Raw genomic sequence first — 22,896 nt, forward strand, 5'->3', positions numbered from 1 at the left:
TCAGATTGAATTTAATTGCTGAAAACATTCAAGACCGTTAACTTTTTCCCTGGCTTCAATCTCTGGGATTCCAGCATCAGTCAATGCATTGAGCATATTTTGATAGATTTTTTTTAAATCATCTTTTGAGTCTTCGAAAAAATCCTTCATCACTGTTGATGGATCAGCAAAATCTGATACAATGATATTAACAGGCAGGGTCTCTCCAATCAGCTTCATATAATCATTGAATACATATGCATTTTCATCCAGATACTCATTTATCAGCTGATAAATAGGATGTGCTTTATTGAGTTCATAATACTTTTTACCTTGTTTTTGTTTTGCCATCCAGAGATAGGTGATTTCCTTCTTCTCACCTTTGCGTCTTATGTAGGCACCCCTGTGTGTATAAACCTTAATAGCTTTATCTATAGAAGTCAGGCAAATATTTTTGACACGCTTACGGATAATGTCAGGAATTTTAGCAGATGCTTTCTTTACATCTATTTGCCATTCCTGATCAAGTGTATTCGGAATATCAATTCTTATTCTGCAAAGACGCTGACTATCCTTTTTCTTGAAATCAAGGTCCAGCCATGTGCCATCCGAAATCAACCGTTTATTCCTATAAAGAAAGATACCCTGATGCTCTGTCCATCCTCTTATTATTTCTACATTCTTATGGTCTCTATCCAAAAGCTTAGATTCATGAGGGAGAATATATGGTTGTATCTGAATATGTTGTTCATTTATTGATAATTGCTCCTCTGCCAACTCTGTCGAAGGGAACTTTTTCGAAATATTAAAGGGATTAATCGGTTCCAGTTCGTTGCCCAAAATAGAGATGGAGATAGCTGAACTTTCAATATACCGGTGAAAAACCAATCCAAGATGCTTCCGTACATTATCAAATTTTCGGTAAAAATGTTCTTTATCAGCATTACTATCCAGGGATTCAACCAGACGATCAAGTTTCTCCCATAAAATAATGGTGCCAGACCCCGGCTCAGCGAACTTTCCAATATTATTTTCAGAGTTTTTATCTGCACAGGTACGGAGTAGTACCCAATCTTTCTCTTTTGCTACAAGGTCGAGGTCCCAGCACCGTATAAATTCTTTCCCGGATTTATCTCTGGTTTTTACAGTCAGACGCCGGCACTGGGAAAAAGAGGCTGTCTTCAATCCAAGCCCAAACCGTCCCAGATCTTCTTCATTTCGTTTTGCAAGGGGATTAAAGCTGCCGACTTTCATCGCTTTCAGAAGTCCAGCTTCATTCATGCCAGTGCCGTTATCCTCAATTCTTACAAATGACGAGTATAGATCAATCCCATAACTGATCTGGATTTTGCTGGATTTTGCTGTTATACTGTTATCAATCAGATCAGCAATCGCTGTTTCGATGGAATACCCAAATGATCTCGCTGATTGAAGAAGGCTTTCGGGATCGGGTCTGACAACGTCATAATGCTGTGTCTGTAAGTCCATTTCTTTCTATTTACATACAGGGTTATGCAATTCTGAATCTTATATGTGTTTTATATAAGCAAAGCTGTGGGAATATTTTTATATTATTCTCTAATACATTCAGCTGCTGATTTTTATAATGAATGTTGGTAACTCTATAAATAGGGCCTTGCTTTCCGGCGTTTAATGAGGTACCATGCTTTAGCCGGCTTACCGGTGAGCTTTTTCCGAAGCCGTATTAGCCATTACATTTACTCTAATATATTATTGAGCCTAATGATTAACTGGAATCCTGAGACTCTTTTTCTAATAGCACCATGACATATCTGTTTGTTTATCAGATAATATTTCAGTTTGGTTTTAATAAAGAGTACAGGTATTGCTCTACAGTCTCGTCCCTAATTACCGCCGCGGCACATTTTAGTTATGTAAACCTAAGCGGAGGTTGTATAAATAGATCTTCTTTAACAATACTATTTAAAGTTGAGGCTTGAAGTATTGTGAAATTAGTAAAAGTTATTCAAAGTTTTATCATTGATGTTATGTAAATCGGATCATTTTCCGTGAGCCAGTCGGTCTCTGTCTATTTGATGGCAATTAGTACTATACGCAATCTCATTTAAGTGTCCGTATAGCACTCGCATTAACTCCGGACTGCCCTTATACTCAGGATATGAAGTGGAATATTTATGGAAAACCTGCGCCGTAGTAATATGTATTCCAGATAAAAAGTAAGGACAAACAGTATAACCTTGTATGTTAAGTTTTCAAATGAATAGTCCCCTCAGGAAAAAGAAGGATCGCCCTCCCTTACCTGTTACAGTCAAAATCATTTACTCAAAGACTACCGCAAACAAAAAGCCTTCAGACATCATCTGAAGGCTTTTTGTTTCCTGCGGAGAAAGAGGGATTCGAACCCCCGGACCTGTTACAGTCAACAGTTTTCAAGACTGCCGCAATCGACCGCTCTGCCATTTCTCCGCTGCAAAAGTATAAAACTGACCGAACTTTCAAAAAAAATCTTTTAAAGTTACATATTCATCTATTTAAAATCCTTTGTCAGATTGGTTTTGCTCGGGAAAAAAAACTATTTTTAGGCATTACAGATACCCAGTACGGACCATAAACATGCAATCTAAACTCAGCTTCCTGTACCCAATTTTTATCCTGCTGTTTGCCAACATTGTTACAACGCAGGCTCAGACCACTTGCTCAGGGATTGGTCAGAATGCTTCCACGGCCTTCCCCGTCTGTGGAACAAAAGTCTTCAGTCAGGAGTCCGTTCCTATCTGTGGCGGCAGACCTATTCTCGGCCCCGGTTGTAATGGCAGTGGTGACGGCGGACATACAGATATCAACCCCTTCTGGTATAAATTCACTTGTTATAAAGGCGGTACGCTCGGATTTAAGATCACACCCAAGGTCCTGGAAGATGACTATGACTGGCAGATCTTTGATATCACCGGACGTAACCCCAATGACGCTTATACTGACCGTAGCCTGTATGTCTGTATGAACTGGTCAGGGGAGGGCGGTGTAACGGGCGCTTCCGGAGCAGGAACCTCTTTTGATGTTTGTGGCGGTCTGGGGATGCCGTTGTTTAGTAAGATGCCGACCCTGATAGAAGGACATGAATACCTGTTATTGCTGAGTCACTTTACACAGACCCAGTCAGGGTATGACCTGGAGTTCAGTGGCGGCACGGCTGATATCACCAGTCCGGGTATACCGGCAGTTAAATGGGCCAGTTATTATTGCCATGATAATACCATCGGTATTAAACTCAGTAAGGAAACATTGTGTAAGACGCTGAGTACTAATGGTACGGAGTTCGTCCTGACCAGCGGTACCGGTACGATTGTGGGCGCTACAGGAGTGAACTGTACCAATGGGTTTGATGCGGATTCAATATTGGTGAAGACCGCGGCTCCGCTGGCACCTGGAAATTATACGATCGCTGTGAAGAATGGTAGTGATGGGAATACAATACTGGATATCTGTGGTAACGGAGTGGCAGTAGGAGAGAACGCAAGTTTCCGGGTAGAAGTACCACCAGATGTGATGCTGGTCGGTGTAGTCGCGCCAGGTTGTGCGCCGGATAAGATAAAGATTCCGTTGTCTGTGCCTGTACGTTGTGGTTCTATTGCGCCTAATGGTAGTGACTTAAGACTGAGCGGATCGCCGGCAGCGGCTATCCGTAGTGCTACAGGGATCTGTAATGGTAACAATCTGGCAGATACCGTGGTGATAGAATTTACGCAACCTTTATACAGACAGGGTAATTATTCTATTACGCTGACTACCGGTAGCGACGGTACGCCGATATTAGGAGAATGTGGTCAGCCTGCTCCTTTGGGTCAGGTGGTGAATTTTCATACAGTCGATACAGTGTCAGCGGATTTTGATTTTGGTCTGAACAGGAACTGTAAGCTAAGCGTGCTGGATCTGACGCATAACGGCACTAATAGCGTGAACTACTGGCACTGGAATTTTGATAGTACAGACAACCGCTACACACAGAATGTAAATAAAGTATACGGCGATTTTGGTATAAAGAAGGTTTCCCTGGTAGTTTCCAACGGTGTTTGCAGAGATTCCGTTTATAAGGAGATCAACCTGGAAAGAACACTGGGAGCGATCTTTAGCGTGGATCCCGGACCTTATTGTCCGATGGATGTAGTATCGCCTAAGAATGAAAGCTTTGGTAATATCATCTCTTATCTGTGGGACTATGGGAATGGTATCACCAGTATAGATGCCACACCAATGCCCCAAACATACTATCCTACACGAAAAGAACAGGATTATCGCATCCGCCTGATCGTCCTGGATACACAGAACTGTCTGGATACAGCAGATCATGTGATCAAAGCCGTGACCAGCTGTTATATTGATGTGCCAACAGCATTTTCGCCTAACAATGATGGTAAGAATGATTTTCTCTATCCGTTAAGCGCATATAAGGCCACAGACCTCGACTTTTCAGTATATAACCGTGTAGGACAACTGGTATTCCACTCTACGAACTGGACCCAGAAATGGGATGGCACCGTGAAGGGATTACCTGCTGATATCGGCACCTATGTCTGGATGTTACGATATACGATCACAGATACCGGTAAGAAAGTATTTAAGAAAGGAACTACCGTACTGCTGCGTTAGCAGTAGTACGGTCCGCGTTTGGCGGGTCAGGCTGCCATAGAAGAAGAAGAGGCAGCAGTATGATTGGAGGTGGTATGTACTTCGCAATTGCGACAACCCCTCCAGTTTTTAATATGTGCGGTGATCAGTAACGTGGCCCCGATCAGCTTTAACCCCATTTCAAAGGCGCTGCCGTGAATAAAGTTCGCCGCAATCATCAGCGTCAGGCCAATCCCGAAATATACGACCACAGATTTTTGTCCATGTACCCGTTTATATCCCTTCCAGATAGCCCAGCCGCCTATGCTCATCGACACGATGATCGTCAGTACTTCCAGCATTACATTTTTTAGAATATCTATATCAAACAGGGTCAGTGTAGTGAAGATGACCGGCAGGAGCACACAGTGTATGGCACAGGCCAGAGAGGCCCCTATGCCGATTGCATCCCACTTCATTTCGTAAGCATGACTATTCTCCTTATGTCTTTCTGATGTCTTTTCCATGATTCCTCTTTTCGTTCTGCGGGTAACAAAAGTAGTTAAATGAAACCGTGATGCAAAAAATAATTGTCTGCAGGGGTTAAATGCTTATCTGTAGCCGTTATATCAGCTTTTTCTTCGTTGTATACCCTTATTACGCCGCTATTACGACCATATTTCTTCGCTCAGAAGCGGACAAATAGCGGCATAATAACGGCGAAATGACGGTATAATGGGCCATTCAGCCCCTGAATAACGGACACCTGCTTATTTAACAGAGGACTAGTTGTAAAATTACCCTCATTAAGGTGGTGATTTGGCTATAGAAACACCGGTTTGTGAGGATGTTCCGGTATAGATGCGTCGTATATGCGTCGTATATACGTCGTGTATGAAGCATGTCAATGCTATTTTTAGTGGAAATAGGGGGTATTCCGGCTAAAGCCTCCTGAAAGGCAAAAAAAAGTGCCGGTACAGGACCGGCACAATAATATCTGCTAGACCAGGTGAGCGGTACAGTTGTACAGTTCGCACTCCCATATATCATCATTCACTGTAAAACGCGTAACGGAGGTGTTTTTCAGGTTAGATTCCTGTATCAGACCTGGCGCCAGTTTTTTAAGTAAATAGCGAATAAAGCTGCCATGGCTTACAATTACGATATGTTTACCGGCATGCTCCTGCATCAGATCATCCAGGAAAGCCATACCACGTGTTAAAACAGCCTGTTCAGTTTCCATGCCCAGTTCCAGCTGACGCCAACCGGCTCCCCATTTGGCGATCCTGTCTGCCTCAGTTGTTCCTTCCGTCTGGCCACCGGAAACTTCCATAATGCGTCTGTCTTCACGTACATCTTCAATGCCGAGTTCGGCGGCAATGATTTCTCCCGTCCTTCTGGCGCGGGATAAATGACTGGTGTAAATGATATCCCAGGGTTCGTCAGAAAGGCGTATGCCCAGTTTTCTGGCCTGTTCAAGTCCTTCATTATCCAGGGCAATATCTGTACTACCCTGCATTTTCCCTTCTTTGTTCCATGCTGTACTTCCGTGACGGATCAGGGCTATACGTGTCATAGGCACTCTTGTGTTGGTTGCCGCAAATATACGCACAGATCCGCAGGAATGAAAACCCTAGAGCAGTTCAGCCTCACTGATGAGATTGTTTTTCAGCGCGAAAACCACGACCCCGGCGGTATTCTTAACATTCATTTTTTCCAGGATGCGGGTACGGTGTCCTTCTACCGTCCGTTTGCTGAGGAATATCTTGTCACCAATTTCCTGGGCGGTAAATTGCTGGCAAATCAGCCGGATGATCTCTTTCTCCCTGTCGGTGAATGTGATCGGATTATTCTCCCTGGAGGGGTTAAAACGGCTTTTGACGATCATCGACGCCAGCTTGGCCGAAGTCTGCCGGCAATAGAAAATATGATCTTCATACACACTGTTGATGGCCTCGATGATCTCCTGTTTATCCGCATTTTTTAACAGATAACCTTTTGCACCGGCTTCCAGCATTTCCACGATGAGTTCTTCCTCATCAAACATAGATAAAGCAATGATCTTAATGTCAGGATTGCGTTGTAAGAGTGCGCGGGTAGCCGTAATGCCATCCATCAGCGGCATTTTAAGGTCGGTCATGACTACGTCCGCTTCGACGCTTGTCAGTAGTTCCAGTAATTCCCTGCCATTGTTGGCCTGCCCTACAAGGGTAATGTCAGGTTGTCTCGAAAGCATTAATGCAAGTCCGTCACGGAATATCTCATGATCGTCAGCTATCACTAATCGGATGTCGTGATTCATTGATTGTTAGAATTGGGGTAAGTTGTGTGACCGGGATTAAACGTGCTGTAAAGTTACATTATCCCACCGGAATTTTTACGAAATAGTTGGTCCCCTGGCCCGGCGCAGAATCAATAGACAGTGAACCCCGCAGGATGTCTGTACGGATCGCCAGACTTTTCATACCCAGTCCGGCAGATTCATTTCTGGCTTTTTTTACATCAAACCCGATCCCGTTCTCCTTTATCAGTACAAGGTAGAATCCGTTTTCTCTCGTCAGCACGATCTGTAATTGTGTGGCTTTGGCATGTTTCAGGGTATTGTGCGTGATCTCCTGAATGATGCGGAAGATATGGATCTGTTTTTCCGGGGTAATGTCGATCTTACCGGAAGTGTGGAACTTAATCTCAAGATCCTGCTTACCGGACAACTGACGGATGAATTCATGTAATGCCTCGGTCAACCCCTTACGCTCAAGTGTAGCTGGCAACAGGTTGTGCGATATCTGTCTGAGTCCCTTTATCACCTCATCGATGTAACCGGAAGAACGGGCAATGATCTGATGGTCTCTTTCATCTGTCACCTCAATACTATGAATATTGAGTTTGATGGTAGATAATAAAGGCCCCATGCTATCATGCAGATCAGCGGCAATCCGCTTTCTTTCATTCTCCAGAATGGTAATTTCCGCAACGATACGTTCGCGTTGCAGCTGTATGTAGCGGCGATGATACAATACAATAGAGATGACAAAAAACAGAATGATGATGGCTATCAGCAGCGAGATAAATATGGTGATATAAAATATTTTGTCGTCCATGGGGCATCATCATTTTGGGGGCGTTGTGGCTTTCGGCTATGCGTCGAAATGTTTGTTGAAATAGTAGGATGGCTTAACAGGTATGCACAGCACTGCTATTGCGTAGATCAAATTTACAAAAGCATTGATATAATTAAACATAAAAATAATACGCAGCGAGAGCACCGTATCCGAACCTATAAACATCGAAGCTTCATAGATGATCTGATAGATAAAGATGATGATAAATCCCATGCAAACCAGGAACCGGGCATTCCTGAACAATGACTTGTTGTCTTTTACGATCAGATAATTGATCTCGTTGATGCTGAGCAACACCGTCACGAAGGCATAGATCACCCGGAAATAAGGACTGAAGGTTTCTATTTTATTGAAGATGATATTCTCTGTGATCCATATCCCTCCCAAACCGGATAATAATCCGATAAACAGCAAACGCTTTCGCTTTAGCGTACCCCATACAAAGAACTGGTACACGATCACAATAGATTCTGCAAGACCATACAGATTGAGGGGAACAGCATTGCTGGTATGCAGTACACGGATGCAGATAAAGCCGATCGTTTCCGACAGGAATGCCAGTGAGAGGAGTAGCAGGAAGGGCTGAAAGCTTGCAACCGTCCGGTTGAAGCGTATCAGCCCTATTGCCAGAGGAATAATGACCAGCTGGCTTACCAGAAAGGCGCCTATATTATTCATCAGGACAAGGATAATGATGGATGATTATAATGCACTTTTACAGAGAGGAGGACAACGCTGACCACTTTCCATGGCCTGGTCCATTGAACCCGCTTTGGCAGACGAAACGCCTGGTACGTTGGCAGCTTTCTCCCTTGCGACAAGGGTAGTCAGAATGTCTTTTCCCTCCTTATCCACAGGTAATAATACCAGTCTTACCTGGCCCTTCTGATCTTTGCCGAAATAGATGCGAAGCCCGTCAGCTCCTTTGGCATTGAGGATGGCGGCAATGGCATGGCGGTTAAACGTTTCTCCTTCAGGAATATTGAAAGCACTGTCGAGATAATTACCTCCCAGTTTAGCCTGCAACTCTTTTCTGCCGGCCAGATAACCCTGTCGCAGACTGCGGGCTTCTTCAACGGTAATAACGTGCTCAAATGCTCTGCTCTTGTCCAGGGGAATTTCTCCTTGTGGGGTGGAAGGACCATGAGTACATGCTGAAAGTGTGGCAATGGGGATGGCCATGAAAAAGAAACGTATCATGTTACGGTGCTTCATAATAGCGGTTTTATAATGAATGAATATGTAAGCTAATAGATATGACCGGCTTTGTACCGGGTAGAAATGCTGAAAATAAAACGTATAAATACGTGATGGGGCGGGGCCGTTGTAACAGTTATGACGTAAGATAAGATAAATGTAATTAGGAATTAAGAATCAGGACCTGCCTGACACCTTATACGACGAATATCCGGGGCTGGCCATACACCTGCATATTGTTACCTCTTCTGCCTCACAGTAACATCGCTGATAAAATTCCTGCTGCTTAATTCCTGCTGCAGGCCCCCCGGACTGGGCCAGACTATTCAAAAAAAACTAATATCTGGTACTTATATCAGTATTATCTACAATCTATTTTTGTCCTCCTTTTACATTTGACAATGAAAAAAACATCAGGCTTCAGTCCTGAGCAACAACTTACCTCGCTGGACGCAAGACTCTTGCTGTCCTTACAGCGACTGAGTGATATGCTTAAGGCAATGCAGTGGGAGCAGGCGAGAATGCTGGGTATAACACCCTTACAATTACAGATCTTATTATTCACAGGTTATCATACAGCCGAAGTGAACAAAGTGGCCTATATCGCCACCGAATTGCAACTAAGTCGTCCTACAGTAAGTGATGCAGCCGCAGCACTTGTGAGCAAGGGATTTCTGCGGATGGAGGAAGATATGCGTGACAGACGTAGCTATTCATTCCTGCTGACAGATACAGGCAGAGAAGTGCTGACACAGGCAGAACATTATATCAGTGAACTGGATACCATCCTGCAAAAGAGACCTTTACAGGAGAAAAGCAGCTTATACCAGTCTGTTTATACTATCATCGCCGGACTATATGATCAGGAGAAAGGTGGTATGCAACGTATGTGTTATAGCTGTGCGCATTATGAGGGCAACAAAAAAAGGCAGCATTACTGCCGCCTCTTTAAGAAAAAGTTGTCATCCGCAGAATTACAGATCGATTGTATAGATCATTCCAGCTTATCAGGACCAGCCAGAGTCATATCATCATCCGATAATAACGGATCATTATAATTGCTGAATCACCTTTGCCAGTTTCCCTAAACCTTTAATAATGCCCGTTTCATCCATTGACGCGTAACCAAGACGCAAACCCGGAGCATGACTGTACTTAGGATTATAATAACTTAACGGATTCACTACATTCACACCTGCTGACTGCATCTTTTGTAATAACTGTTCAGGTTCCACCTGTTTATACAACTGTAGCCAAATGGCCAGGCCTCCCTGCGGACGCGTATAATGCGCCTGTCCGGCAAAGACGGAGTGTATAATATTGTGGGCCAGATCCAGTCTTTTCATATAGACGTAACGGGTATTATGAATGTGTTTCCTGATATCACCTGCTATCATCAGGTTGGCAATCGCCTGTTGTAATACCGGGTCACCCTCTCTGTTCACAATACTACGATAAGCAGCCAGGGACTTAATAAAGTCCGCCGGACCACACACAAAACTGATCGGTAGTGTATGCATGACCGATCCTATGTAGATCACATTGTCTGCATGCGGCATCCCGGCCAACGGTATATAATGTGTATGGAAATGATACTCGTGATCATAGTCATCTTCTATGATCATAAAGTTGTATTGCTCACTCAGGGCCAGCAGTTGCTGACGCTTCTCTACGGATAATGTACTCGTGGTAGGATACTGATGATGTGGCGTAATATATAATGCCTTCAACGGTGTCTGCTGACAAAGTACTTCCAGTTCATCGAGATTAATACCCTGTTCATCAGAATGAACATAGTGTAACTGCGCACCTGCCATCGCAAATGCCTGCCATGCCGGCTGATAGCCCGGATGCTCAACAGCTACATGATCGCCCGGAGATAACAGTGTTTGAGCCGTGAGGTATAAAGCCATCTGTCCGCCCTGTGTAATACAGATGTTCTCTGTAGTCACTGCCAGTCCGCGGTCATTATTCAACATCGCATTGATCTCCTGCAACAGATACTCATTCCCCCGCTCACTATTGTTATTATATATAGTACGCTGGTCATCCTGCTGCACAAGCCTCCTGCATTCCCTGGTGATTTCCGCAACAGGGATCAGTTTGAGGTCTGGCAGACCATCATCAAATATTATATCGTAATTACCACTCGGATTGGATGGGGGGAGAGAGATATTCACATGACGGAAAGGGATCTGGAGGGGCTGTTTTGACGGACTATCCTGTCCCGGTGGCCCCGTATGTCCTGAAGGCATGCTATCACTTACCCGGGTGCCACTCTTATAATGAGAAGTAAGCCATCCCGCGGCTATAAGCTGGTCATACACAAGCATGACCGTATTCCTGTTAACTTTAAGTTGCTGAGCCAAAACCCTGGAACCTGGCAATAAAGCCCCGGGGAGAAGTCTGCCTCTCACGATTTCATTAATTATATATGCTTTGATCTGCTGGTATATCGGCTCATTCTTGTTGAACGACAACTGGATCTGCACATGCCTGTAACTCTTCATAGCTGGCAATAAGGTGTCTCTGATATACGGACGTCAGACGTATACGGTTGTTAATTTTTGTTAATGATGAAAATATTTATAAATATGAGTTCGCTATTTCCCGTCCGTATTTTCGCAGGCTTCGAAAAATATCTATTTTTACAGAATGGACGCAGTAACGATAGAGAAAGCAGCAAACGCAATCGCTGATAAGCACCGGTTATCCATTATACTGGCAGCCTCCAGGCAATCTGCTATCCAATGCTGCGAAATCACCGAACTCACCGGTTTGTCTCAACCCACTGTGTCTCACCATATTAAGATCCTGGTAGACAGTGGGATACTCATTTATGACAAAACCGGACGCAATGTTCAGTTAACCATTAACAAAGAGATGATGAAACACCTCTCTTCCTTCTTCGGACAGTTAAGCTGATCATTTTTTTTAAAACATTTTGCAGATTCATATCTGCATATTACCTTTGATTAACCAAATGGTTAAATCGGATAGTTTAAGATGGCACAGGAAAAAAACACAGAGGAACAGATCATAGAAGCCGCCAGAAAGATCTTTGTAAAACGTGGACTCGATGGAGCCCGTATGCAGGATATTGCAGATGAAGCCGGTATCAACAAAGCCATGCTGCATTACTATTATCGCAGCAAAGACAAACTGTTTGAGATCGTATTTGCTGAGGCATTCTCTAAGGTAGTGACGCCACTGGGACATATCCTGGAAGGTTCCAAACCAATAGAGGAGAAGATTAAAGAGCTAATAGATCACTATATTACCGGGATCTCCCAGGTGCCTTACCTGCCGATATTTATATTTAGTGAGGTTAATCAGCGCCCGGAGATCATGATAAAAAGACTCAATTCCCAGCCATCTTTTGGCAGCGTGATGAACTTCATGAAGGAAGTCATTGAAGCCGGTAAAAATGGTAAAATAAAGGAAGTCAGTCCCATTCAGCTCTTCCTGAACATAGTTGCACTCTGTATATTCCCCTTCGTGGCCCGGCCACTCATACAGGGGATCTTTCAACAGGATAATATACAGTTTGATATGATGATAGAGGAACGGAAAAAGATGGTGGCAGATGTAATACTTGCCTGGTTAAAGCCTTAACAGGCTTTTTTTTAGAACCTGAATTAACCAATTGGTTAAAATAAACAGTTAGTAATGATGAAGTATCTCGTATGGGCCATATTATTATGCAGTATACCTGCCATGGCGCAAACTTCCCTGACGCTGGAAGACTGTTATCAGCTGGCGCAAAAGAACTACCCGCTCATCCGGCAACGGGAACTGATCAGCAAAGCCGGTGCCTATAACGTGGCTAATGCGGCTAAAGGCTATCTGCCACAGCTGAACTTCTCCGGACAAGCCACCTATCAGACGCAGGTTGTGGCCATCCCCATTCCCGGCGCCCCGGAAATCAGTAAAGACCAGTATAAGGTCCAGGCAGAAGTCACACAAACCATTTTTGATGGGGGGAACATTCATTATCAGCAGGAACTCAGTAAAGCCAACACCGTTGTACAGCAACAACAGTTGGAAGTCAACCTGTTTAATATCCGCGAACGGGTGAGTCAGCTCTTCTTTGGTATCCTGTTGATAGATGAACAACTCCAGCAGAATCAGCTCAGAAAAGAGGATATCCAGAGCGGCGCACATAAAACAGCAGGTGCTGTCAACAACGGGTCCGCCTTACGTAGCAGCCTCGACGAACTCAAAGCAGAGATCCTTAACACGGATCAGTCCACTACACAGCTGAAAACCAACCGGCAGGCTTATTTACAAATGCTGGGACTCTTTATTAACCAGTCACTTGATAACCTGGTGCAGCTGGTACGTCCCGCACAGGCGCCATTATCCCCCGAAATACGCCGCCCGGAATTATTACTCTATGACTATCAGCAGAAAAGCCTGGCGATTCAGGAAAAACAGCTGAAAGTGAGTTACCTGCCTAAAGTGAATGCGTTCATACAGGGCAATTATGGCCGGCCTACGCTGAATATAGTCAGCAACGACTTTGGCTTTTATGGAATAGGTGGCGTCCGCTTCAGCTGGGCCCTGGGTAGTTTATATACCAATAAGAACAGCAAACAACTGCTGCACATCAATCGCCAGGATCTGGATGTACAAAGGGAAACCTTCCTATTTAATACTAAGCAGACCATGATCGGTCAGCAGATGGAAGTGGCCCAGTACACCGATCTTATACAGAAAGACCAGGAGATCATCGATCTGCGGACTTCCGTAAAAAAAGCAGCAGTCGCACAACTGGAAAATGGTGTTATCACCTCTCACGACTATATCAGTCAGGTGAATGCAGAAAACCAGGCCAGACTATCACTCGTCCTGCATGAGATACAATTGCTGCAGGCACAGTACAATCATAAAAACACATCAGGTAACTAATAAAATCGTCATTTGAGATATGAAATACTTAGCCATCCCCGTAATTTTCTTTTGCCTGGCAGCTTGTTCCGGCCGGGAAACAGAAGCTGATGCACAGGGCAATTTTGAAGCGGATGAAGTGATCGTCTCTGCACAGCAGAACGGACAGTTGTTGTCTTTTACTGCGAATGAAGGGGATACACTTGCAAAAGGCGCTATCGTCGGACAAATAGACGTCAACGGACTCACACTCCAGAAAGAACAGACCGCCGCTACTATCAGTGCACTCCGCGAGAAGACCACTGATCCTCAGCCACAACTGGTGCTCGTACGCAAACAACTCGCTATACAGGAAGCACAGCTGAAACAGTTACTGCATGAACAGAAACGTACAGAGAATCTGGTAAAAGAAGATGCCGCTACACCTAAGCAACTGGATGATATGAACGCCTCTATTGACCAGATGCAGAAACAGATCCTGGCTACGCGTCAGCAGCTCACTGTCAGCGAAACCAACGTCGCTAATCAGAATAGAAGCGTATTGAGTGAAAAAGGCCCATTGGAGAAATCACTGGCCCGGTATGATGATGAGATCAGCAAAGGCATAGTGGTCAATCCCGTAAAAGGTACCGTACTCGCCCGCTATGCATTACAGGGCGAAATGGCCGTGATCGGGAAAGCATTATACAAGATCGCCAATACCGATACGCTGCTGCTGAAGGCTTATATCACAGGCACACAATTACCAGAGATCAAACTGGGCCAACAGGTGAAAGTACTGATCGATGCCGGTAAGAAAGAGTATAAGTCCTATCCGGGCGTGATCTCTTACATCTCCAGCAAGTCGGAATTTACACCAAAGACCATCCAGACAAAAGAAGAACGCGCTAACCTCGTCTATGCTATCAAGGTACGTGTTCCCAATGATGGATATCTGAAAATAGGCATGTTTGCGCTCACTCAATTCCATTGATCATGGATACAGTCGTACTGGAAAATATCAGTAAATCATACATAAAGGATGCACCTCCGGCACTGGAAAACGTTTCCTTCTCTGTAAAGAAAGGAGAGCTTTTCGGACTGATAGGGCCGGATGGCGCGGGTAAATCCACCATCTTCCGCATACTGACCACCTTACTCCTGTCAGATGCCGGTAAGGCTACCGTAGCCGGATATGACGTCGTAAAAGACTTCCATCAGATCCGTAGTTGTGTAGGATACATGCCTGGCAGGTTTTCACTTTATCAGGACCTGACCGTAGAGGAAAATCTGAACTTCTTCGCCACACTGTTTGGTACTACGATCACTGAAAACTATGCATTGATCAAAGACATCTACGAACAGATCGCACCCTTTAAAAACAGACGTGCCGGTAAGCTATCAGGTGGGATGAAACAGAAACTGGCGCTTTCCTGTGCACTGGTACACCGCCCGGAAGTACTCTTTCTCGACGAACCTACCACAGGAGTAGATGCCGTATCGCGTCAGGAGTTCTGGGATATGCTGAAACGTCTGAAAAATGAAGGGATCACCATCGTTGTCTCTACCCCTTATATGGATGAAGCCAGCCTTTGTGAAAGGATCGCATTGATCCAGACAGGGCACATCCTCTCCATCGATACACCGGATAATATAGTGGCAGCTTACCCTGGTAAACTATACGCACTCAGATCACCCAAAGTACATCTGTTATTGCCTGATACCAGAAGCTATGAAGGCATCCGCCAGTGTTATGCTGCTGGTGAAAAACTGCACGTAGCCTTTAAAGAAGACGGAAAGGATCATCCTGCTCAACTACTGACCTACCTCAAAAGCAAAGGTCATCAGACAGTAGCAATACAGGAAATCAGGCCGGATATCGAGGATTGTTTTATTGAAAAATTAAGTAACCCGAAATAGTGCGGACATGAACAACAAGGCAATCACCTGTAAAGACCTTACCAAACGTTTCAGAGACTTCTTTGCAGTCAACCATATCTCATTCGAAGTGGAACAGGGAGAGATCTTCGGTTTCCTCGGGGCCAATGGCGCAGGTAAAACAACCGCTATGCGTATGCTCTGCGGACTGTCTTACCCTACTTCAGGAGAAGCGACAGTAGCGGGTTTTAATGTGTTCAAACAACAGGAAGAGATCAAAAAGAATATCGGTTATATGAGTCAGAAATTCTCGTTGTATGAGAGTCTGACAGTCCGGGAGAACATTCGTTTTTATGGCGGGGTATATGGTTTGTCAGATAAACAGCTAAAAGAGAAAGGCGACGAACTGATCGAAAAGTTAGGCATGCAGCAGGAGGCAAAGATGATGGTCGGGAGTCTGCCACTGGGCTGGAAACAGAAGCTCGCATTCTCTGTGGCCATTATCCACCAGCCCCGCATTGTATTCCTGGATGAACCGACCGGTGGAGTAGATCCTGTTACCAGAAGACAGTTCTGGGACCTGATCTATGATGCAGCAGAACGGGGGATCACAGTATTCGTCACCACGCACTACATGGATGAAGCGGAATACTGTAACCGGATCTCCATCATGGTTGACGGTCGCATTGACGCATTGGATACACCAGCCAACCTCCGTCAGCAATTCGGTGCCACCTCCATGAATGAAGTATTTTATGCACTGGCCAGAAGCGCAAAACGCTCTGCCGACTAAAATTTATTATACACATGAAACAATTCATGGTATTTGTCAGAAAGGAATTTTATCATGTCTTCCGGGACAGGCGCACGTTGCTGATACTCTTCGGACTGCCGATCATGCAGATCCTGTTGTTTGGTTATGCACTCACTACTGAGATCAAAAATGCAGAGATCATCATTGTAGATCATGCCGGAGATGCCGCTTCGCAACAGCTGACCACTATGATCGCTGCCAGCAAATATTTCGATATTAACCGCAGTACCGCATCAGATGAAGACATTTATAAAGCATTTAAACAGGGGAAGGTAAAGTGTGCGGTGGTATTCCCGACAGGCTTCGGTAATGATCTGCTGAATGGACAGGTGGCACAGTTACAGGTGGTAGCAGACGCCTCCGATCCGAATACGGCCAGGACCCTGACCAATTATATTACGGCTATAGTGGCGGATTACCAGCAACAGGTCAATCCAACAGCTAATATCCCGATGCGTATCGAACCGGTTACCCGTATGCTCTACAATCCGGAGTTGAATGGCTCAATGAACTTTGTACCCGGCGTAATGGCGCTTGTATTGATGATCATCTGTACCACACTGACCTCTGTGTCTATTGTAAGGGAAAAGGAGATGGGTACCATGGAAATACTACTGGTATCACCTTTCAAACCAGTTTATGTCGTACTGGCAAAAGCAGTGCCTTATCTGGCACTGGCGATGGTAGACTTCATCATCATCCTGATCCTAAGTGTACTGGCACTGGAAATGCCGGTCAGAGGAAACCTTGCCCTGCTGTTTTTTGAAAGCACACTGTTTATTATCAGCTGTCTTTCTCTCGGATTACTGATCTCCAGCGTGACCCGTTCACAGCAGACCGCAATGATGGTATCCATGATGGGCATGATGCTTCCCACCATCCTCTTTACAGGTTTCATTTTTCCATTAGAGAACATGCCTTTACCCCTGCAGTTGATTTCCAATCTGCTGCCATCCCGCTGGTTTTATGTCATTGTAAAAGCCGTGATGTTGAAAGGACTTGGTATTGGTGTGGTCTGGAAAGAAACCCTCATACTGGCAGGCATGACCCTGGTATTACTAACGATCAGTATTAAAAGCTTTAAAACACGGCTGTCATGAGAACATTACGATTACTACTGGAAAAGGAATTCAGGCAGATCTTCCGTGATAAAGGGCTACTGCCGATCATCTTTGTGATGCCAATGATGCAGTTGCTGATCATGCCACTGGCTGCAAATTTTGATGTGAAGAATATCAATCTGGCGGTTGTTGACAGGGACCATTCTACTTACACACAGCAGATGGTATCCAGGATCGCCTCCTCCGGTTATTTTCATGTTACCGGTTATTATACGGACTATACGCCTGCAAGACAACAGATAGAACGGGAAAAGGCCGACATTATCCTGGAAATACCAGCACACTTTGAAGTAGACCTGGTGAAGGAGAATAAGGCATCCGTATATGTTGCTGCGGATGCGATCAATGGTACAAAGGCCGGACTGGGAAGCGCTTATCTCAACACCATCCTGACGGACTTTAACAATGAGATCCGGATGAAATGGTTGCCTGATGCAGCACCACGACCAGGTACCATAGATGTGACATTTTCTAATTGGTTCAATCCGAATATGAACTACCGTTTGTATATGGTGCCGGGTATCTTGGTATTACTGGTGACGATGGTAGGAGGCTTTATCGCTGCCCTGAATATCGTAAAGGAGAAGGAGATTGGCACCATTGAACAGATCAACGTAACACCCGTTAAAAAGTGGCAGTTTATTCTTGGGAAACTGATCCCTTTCTGGGTGATTGGTATGGTAGACTTCACACTGGGATTGTTACTGGCAAGATTTGTCTATGGTATTATTCCGCTGGGCAGTCTGTTGCTTTTATATGGTTTTCTGGCGGTTTATCTGGTCGCATTACTGGGATTTGGTCTGTTGATATCCACTTACAGCGATAACCAGTTACAGGCCATGTTTGTGGCTTTCTTTTTCATCATGATATTCATGCTGATGAGCGGACTCTTTGTTTCGGTAGATAATATGCCGAAATGGGCGAAGATGATCGCTAACCTGACACCTGTGACGCATTTTATAGATGTGATGAGGATGGTGGTGTTGAAGGGAAGTCGCTTTGCAGATATAAAAATGCAGTTCCTGTACGAACTGGCCTTTGCGGTGGTATTGAATGGCTGGGCTATCTGGAACTATCGTAAGACAGCATAAAATCTCTATTTAGTATATACAGTTGTAGGTTTAACAGGAGACCGGGATAGTCTTATCCCGGTCCTTTTATTTATGATAGTTTTCTGATAAGTCTTCCTAATGTTTTGAGTCCGTCGTCCATCTGTTTACTCCATGGATTACTATAGCTGATACGCATACAGTTGGTATAGCGGTCCTGCAAAGAGAAGATCCTGCCTGGTGCAAAGGAGATCTTATGCTTGATCGCCTGTTCATACAATTCATATGTATTCACTTTCGGATTCAGTTCCACCCACAGCACAAACCCTCCCTGTGGACGAGACACACAGCAATCCTCCGGAAAATACTCCCTGATCGCTTGTAAATGCCGCATATACTGCGTATGCAGGGCTTTACGCATACCTCTCAGGTGATGTTCATAACGGTCATTTTCCAGAAAACAGGCAATCGCTGCACCTGGAAGGGAAGGAGAGGAGATAGAGTGATGCCTTTTCAGGTTCAGTACTTTCTCCAGGTATCTGCCAGGGATCGTCCAGCCTACACGGTAGCCCGGTGCTACAGATTTGGAGAAGGAATTACAGAGGAGCACAAGTCCGTTGGTGTCGAAAGTCTTACAGACACCCGGACGCTCTTTACCGAAGTACATATCCCCATAGATATCATCCTCTATTAACGGTATCTCATATTTCTCCAGTAGCCTCACCAGTTCGCGCTTATGCGTATCTGGCATACAGGCGCCCAGCGGATTGGTAAAATTGGTTACAAAGAGGCACGCCTTGATCTTAAACTTTGGAATGGCTTTATCCAGGTATTCCAGATCAACCCCTGTACCCGGATGCGTAGGAATTTCCAGCACCTTCAGGCCAAGTGTTTCAGCCAACTGCAGGGACCCATAGTACGCCGGACTTTCAATCGCAATCGTATCTCCCTGCTGCGTAACAGCCGACAAACAGAGCGTTAGCGCGTCCATACAACCGCTGGTCGTAACGATCTCCTCTTCACTGACTGCACCACCCCATAAGATAGAATTACGGGCGATCTGCCTCCTTAAATCAGGATTCCCCTGCACAGGTTCATATCCCACACCCGCAAAAGGTGTCTTCCTAAGGGCCTGTATCAGCGCTTTAGAAATCTTGGCAGCGGGCAGCATTGACTCCGGTGGTGCAGCAGAAGCAAATCTGGTAATATTTTCCAGCCGCATATCCTGAGAAACCTGTGTCACCATTTCATGCACAGTAACCTCCGAAGGCTTTTTAACGGCCTCACAAACCTTAGGCATCTCCGGCATCCTCCGCGGACTAAAGATGACATAATACCCCGACTTAGGCCTGGATTCAATAAGTCCCTTTGCTTCCAGATGATAGTACGCCTGAAACGCAGTACTCATACTAACGCCCTGTTCCTCACTCATCGTACGAACAGACGGAAGCTTGTCCCCAATCTTTAATACGTCTTTGGCAATAAGCTGCTCCAGTTTGTCAGCAATCTGAAGATAAAGATGTTCAGCGGTTTTTAACATGGCTATTGGTTGAACTGATCTGGTTCAAATGTAAGGAAATTTAAACTGATATGGTTTGCATATTTGGTAACGCATTTTTCTGTCTTACACACCCCGCCCAGTCTATATGGCCGTAGCGATATTGACGTAATGAAAACACAACTACAGGTAAGGATAATATTTGCCCAGCTCACCACCATTTTTGATAGCGCTTACTCTTCAACTAAAAGATCAATGCGTTTGGGTCATTTCTTTCTATACACTGTAGCGGTACAGCTACTTTAAACCAATTTGTTTAGTCTGTTTTATAGCCCTTAAATACTGTAGTTGTAACGATACTCACTAAATAGACAGCTATATAACAGCTATATAACAACTAGATATAGGGATAGTTAGTACTAACCAAGCGAGGCTCAGGGCATACTGCGAATGAAATTAATAACCTAATTGGCCGACATTATCTGCGGCGGGTTTCAGATGGAGCCAAAGGGCCTTAGCCCTTTATCGGGCCCCACACGCTTGATAGGGGTTAAATCCACCCCCACCGCCCCACACGACCCTCATCGCCCAATAGCAAGCCCCGAAAAAGGGCGTCAGCCCGTCGGCCCATCTGGAACCCAAAGCAACACCCCAATCAGATATCCTCCCTATCCAATAGCGCATCAGCCAACACCCAAAAATTGCTATCATTCCATCTACAAGAAAACTTCCCGGAAAATACATTTTGCGCAACTCTAAAATTGCATAATTTTACGCAACTGAAAAATTGCATAATGGAAGAGCTGTTTAAAGGAGTCGCCGATCCGGTAAGAAGAGAAATCCTGTCACTGCTGCGCTTGCAGCCTTTAAACGTGAACCAGATCAACGAGCACTTCAATGATATCACCCGCCAGGCAGTATCCAAACACCTGCAATTCCTGGAGGAAAGCGGCTGGATCAAGATCTACCAGGCAGGCAGAGAACGCTACGGATATTTAAACAAGGCCGCATTCTACGCCTTAAAAGACTGGCTGGACGGCTATTTGACATGGGGAGAACGCTCGCTGGAGAACGACCACGGCGTATTTCTGGAAGAGGCAGCTTACAAGCAGGGATCACCGCTCACGCAGCCTGTCATGCTACAGGCGATGCTAAGCAAGGATAAAGAATTCGACGGACTATTCTACAACGCAGTCAGGACAACAGGTATCTTCTGCAAACCCTCCTGCGCTGCCAACCCGCGTCCGGACAACGTAACATTTTACATCACCAGGGAAGAGGCATTGAAGAACGGATATCGTGCCTGCAAACGTTGCAAGCCCTAAGAAAAGGAAAACATGGAGAACAGCAGAGTGATACAGATACCCGTTACGGATCATGATAATTTCTCATTCGCAGAATGCCTGGTATTTCTGAGCAGATCGGATAAAGAATGCCTGCATTACGTACAGGATAATGCGGTGCAGAAAATGGTGATATCCAACGGACACCCCGTATTATTGGAAATTAGCGATGATCCTGCTGCAAAGGGGCTCAAAGCAAAGGTACTGAACGGACCAGATGACGATATCGATGAAGCGCATATAATAAGGTATATCAGTCACTGGTTGCACCTGAAGGCCGACCTGCGTCCATTTTATAAGTTCGCCGGCAAAGACGCCGTTTTAAAGCCATTAGCTGCCCGTTACAAAGGTTTGCGGTTGATCGGTATTCCTGATCTGTTTGAAGCGCTGACCTGGAGTATTACCGGACAGCAGATCAACCTGGGATTTGCCTACACATTGCGCCAGCGGTTTATCCAGGCATTTGGGCATCATGCAGTGATAGATGGAAATGACTATTATGTCTATCCGCATCCGGCAGTTGTGGCATCGCTGGAACCAGCTTCTTTGATGGCCATGCAGTTCTCGCGTAGTAAGGCGAACTATATTATAGGACTGGCAAAAGCGATGACCGATGGCTTGCTGACGGATAAACAGTTATGGGAGATGGATTACCAGCAGGCAAAAGCTCATCTGGTCTCTTTCAGGGGAATCGGTAACTGGTCCGCCAATTATGTACTGATGAAGTATCATCGTCATCACGAGGCATTGCCGCTGGAGGACGCCGGATTACACAATGCGTTGAAACAACAGCTACAGCTGACAACCAAACCTTCGCTGACAGACGTAAAGGAATATACAGGGCATTGGGGTGAATACGCTGGCTATGCTACGTTTTATCTGTGGAGGTCACTGATGCAATAGTATTATAACATTCGCAATACTGATTATTATGACAATAGAACATATCCATATCATTAATACGCCGGTAGGGGCGCTGACTATTATTGGAGATGAACAGGAGATCAATACACTCACTTTTAAAGAAGGGCGAATGCCCACACAGGAACCGTTATCCGATGTCATGCTGCAGTGTGTGGAGGAGATGAATGCATATTTCGCAGGTAGTGCACAGGGATTTACTTTTCCTGTTGCACAACCAGGAACAGAGTTCCAACAAACAGTGTGGCAACAACTGAGGGATATCCCTTATGGTCAGACGGTCTCTTATCTGCAACTGGCTAAACGTATCAATAATCCGAAGAGTATCCGTGCGGTAGGCACTACTAATGGCAAGAACAGGATTGCGATCGCAGTACCCTGTCATCGTGTGATTGGGAGTGATGGTTCGCTGACAGGATATGCAGGTGGATTGTGGCGTAAGAAGTGGTTGCTGGAGCATGAGATAAAACAAAAATTCGGATCACTGGAGCTGTTTTGATACAACAATAATATTCCGC

General features: G+C 45.0%; 22 protein-coding genes and 1 tRNA gene. 13 read left to right on the plus strand and 10 right to left on the minus strand.

Translation table 11 applies throughout. The annotated features are described in order from the left end of the window. Together BMZ72_RS33190 and BMZ72_RS33195 are read right to left on the minus strand one after the other, a co-directional pair. Positions 1–1,467, minus strand: a complete 1,467-nt coding sequence (locus BMZ72_RS33190; RefSeq protein WP_089815307.1) for an ATP-binding protein — start codon at positions 1,465–1,467, stop codon at positions 1–3. Between the two features lie 875 nt (positions 1,468–2,342). Continuing rightward, positions 2,343–2,427: transfer RNA gene (locus BMZ72_RS33195), tRNA-Ser, on the minus strand. Between the two features lie 147 nt (positions 2,428–2,574). On the opposite strand from BMZ72_RS33195, the gene BMZ72_RS33200 reads away from it, so the two are divergent. Next, entirely contained in the window at positions 2,575–4,608 is a 2,034-nt protein-coding gene (locus BMZ72_RS33200) for a gliding motility-associated C-terminal domain-containing protein (RefSeq protein WP_089815309.1), read from the plus strand. Positions 4,609–4,634: 26 nt separating this feature from the next. Here the strand turns inward: BMZ72_RS33200 and BMZ72_RS33205 are convergent, their stop codons facing one another. The 6 genes from BMZ72_RS33205 to BMZ72_RS33230 form a co-directional block, all read right to left on the minus strand. Beyond that, positions 4,635–5,093, minus strand: a complete 459-nt coding sequence (locus BMZ72_RS33205) for a MerC domain-containing protein (protein WP_089815311.1) — start codon at positions 5,091–5,093, stop codon at positions 4,635–4,637. 473 nt (positions 5,094–5,566) lie between these two features. Beyond that, entirely contained in the window at positions 5,567–6,142 is a 576-nt protein-coding gene (locus BMZ72_RS33210) for a histidine phosphatase family protein (RefSeq protein ID WP_089815313.1), read from the minus strand. Positions 6,143–6,199: 57 nt separating this feature from the next. After that, complete coding sequence (locus BMZ72_RS33215; RefSeq protein WP_089815315.1) at positions 6,200–6,868, minus strand: response regulator transcription factor; 669 nt, start codon at positions 6,866–6,868, stop codon at positions 6,200–6,202. Between the two features lie 58 nt (positions 6,869–6,926). Then, positions 6,927–7,667 (minus strand): sensor histidine kinase, encoded by a 741-nt coding sequence (locus BMZ72_RS33220; protein WP_089815317.1) that lies wholly within the window; start codon positions 7,665–7,667, stop codon positions 6,927–6,929. Positions 7,668–7,703: 36 nt separating this feature from the next. Then, positions 7,704–8,366 (minus strand): hypothetical protein, encoded by a 663-nt coding sequence (locus tag BMZ72_RS33225; RefSeq protein ID WP_089815319.1) that lies wholly within the window; start codon positions 8,364–8,366, stop codon positions 7,704–7,706. Positions 8,367–8,390: 24 nt separating this feature from the next. Beyond that, positions 8,391–8,903 carry a hypothetical protein gene (locus BMZ72_RS33230; protein ID WP_089815320.1) on the minus strand — a complete coding sequence of 171 codons (513 nt, stop codon included), beginning with the start codon at positions 8,901–8,903 and terminating at the stop codon, positions 8,391–8,393. 383 nt (positions 8,904–9,286) lie between these two features. On the opposite strand from BMZ72_RS33230, the gene BMZ72_RS33235 reads away from it, so the two are divergent. Further along, the gene (locus tag BMZ72_RS33235) at positions 9,287–9,943 is read left to right on the plus strand and encodes a MarR family transcriptional regulator (protein ID WP_089815322.1); all 657 of its coding nucleotides are present in this window, start codon (positions 9,287–9,289) and stop codon (positions 9,941–9,943) included. On the opposite strand, the gene BMZ72_RS33240 is transcribed toward BMZ72_RS33235, so the two are convergent. Continuing rightward, positions 9,938–11,395, minus strand: a complete 1,458-nt coding sequence (locus tag BMZ72_RS33240; protein WP_089815324.1) for an aminotransferase-like domain-containing protein — start codon at positions 11,393–11,395, stop codon at positions 9,938–9,940. The genes BMZ72_RS33235 and BMZ72_RS33240 overlap by 6 nt on opposite strands. A 145-nt stretch (positions 11,396–11,540) precedes the next feature. Here BMZ72_RS33240 and BMZ72_RS33245 point away from each other — a divergent pair, with 145 nt between their 5' ends. From BMZ72_RS33245 to BMZ72_RS33280, 8 genes are all read left to right on the plus strand, one after another. Further along, positions 11,541–11,810, plus strand: a complete 270-nt coding sequence (locus BMZ72_RS33245; RefSeq protein WP_089815325.1) for an ArsR/SmtB family transcription factor — start codon at positions 11,541–11,543, stop codon at positions 11,808–11,810. A gap of 81 nt (positions 11,811–11,891) precedes the next feature. Next, complete coding sequence (locus BMZ72_RS33250) at positions 11,892–12,500, plus strand: TetR/AcrR family transcriptional regulator (RefSeq protein WP_089815327.1); 609 nt, start codon at positions 11,892–11,894, stop codon at positions 12,498–12,500. Positions 12,501–12,554: 54 nt separating this feature from the next. After that, positions 12,555–13,796 (plus strand): TolC family protein, encoded by a 1,242-nt coding sequence (locus BMZ72_RS33255; protein WP_255373361.1) that lies wholly within the window; start codon positions 12,555–12,557, stop codon positions 13,794–13,796. A gap of 19 nt (positions 13,797–13,815) precedes the next feature. Further along, positions 13,816–14,748, plus strand: coding sequence for an HlyD family secretion protein (locus BMZ72_RS33260; RefSeq protein ID WP_089815329.1), 933 nt, complete (start codon positions 13,816–13,818; stop codon positions 14,746–14,748). A 2-nt stretch (positions 14,749–14,750) separates the two neighbouring features. Continuing rightward, on the plus strand, positions 14,751–15,674 hold the full coding sequence (locus BMZ72_RS33265) for an ABC transporter ATP-binding protein (protein WP_089815331.1): 924 nt from the start codon (positions 14,751–14,753) through the stop codon (positions 15,672–15,674). 7 nt (positions 15,675–15,681) lie between these two features. Then, the gene (locus BMZ72_RS33270) at positions 15,682–16,425 is read left to right on the plus strand and encodes an ABC transporter ATP-binding protein (RefSeq protein ID WP_089815333.1); all 744 of its coding nucleotides are present in this window, start codon (positions 15,682–15,684) and stop codon (positions 16,423–16,425) included. 14 nt (positions 16,426–16,439) lie between these two features. Then, positions 16,440–17,546, plus strand: a complete 1,107-nt coding sequence (locus BMZ72_RS33275; RefSeq protein ID WP_089815335.1) for an ABC transporter permease — start codon at positions 16,440–16,442, stop codon at positions 17,544–17,546. Continuing rightward, a complete protein-coding gene (locus tag BMZ72_RS33280; protein WP_089815337.1) occupies positions 17,543–18,658 on the plus strand; it encodes an ABC transporter permease in 1,116 nt (371 codons plus the stop codon). Before BMZ72_RS33275 ends, BMZ72_RS33280 begins: the two co-directional genes overlap by 4 nt. A 70-nt stretch (positions 18,659–18,728) precedes the next feature. Here BMZ72_RS33280 and BMZ72_RS33285 read toward each other — a convergent pair whose 3' ends face one another. Further along, positions 18,729–20,156 carry an aminotransferase-like domain-containing protein gene (locus BMZ72_RS33285; RefSeq protein WP_089815339.1) on the minus strand — a complete coding sequence of 476 codons (1,428 nt, stop codon included), beginning with the start codon at positions 20,154–20,156 and terminating at the stop codon, positions 18,729–18,731. A 752-nt stretch (positions 20,157–20,908) separates the two neighbouring features. Here BMZ72_RS33285 and BMZ72_RS33295 point away from each other — a divergent pair. The 3 genes from BMZ72_RS33295 to BMZ72_RS33305 are packed head-to-tail and all read left to right on the plus strand — an operon-like array spanning position 20,909 to position 22,877. After that, positions 20,909–21,439 carry an ArsR/SmtB family transcription factor gene (locus tag BMZ72_RS33295; protein WP_089815344.1) on the plus strand — a complete coding sequence of 177 codons (531 nt, stop codon included), beginning with the start codon at positions 20,909–20,911 and terminating at the stop codon, positions 21,437–21,439. Positions 21,440–21,451: 12 nt separating this feature from the next. Then, entirely contained in the window at positions 21,452–22,360 is a 909-nt protein-coding gene (locus BMZ72_RS33300; RefSeq protein ID WP_089815346.1) for a DNA-3-methyladenine glycosylase family protein, read from the plus strand. A gap of 28 nt (positions 22,361–22,388) precedes the next feature. After that, positions 22,389–22,877 (plus strand): methylated-DNA--[protein]-cysteine S-methyltransferase, encoded by a 489-nt coding sequence (locus tag BMZ72_RS33305; protein WP_089815347.1) that lies wholly within the window; start codon positions 22,389–22,391, stop codon positions 22,875–22,877. The last annotated feature ends 19 nt before the right edge of the window (positions 22,878–22,896 follow it).

This window comes from Chitinophaga sp. YR627 (assembly GCF_900114995.1).
Lineage (GTDB): Bacteria > Bacteroidota > Bacteroidia > Chitinophagales > Chitinophagaceae > Chitinophaga.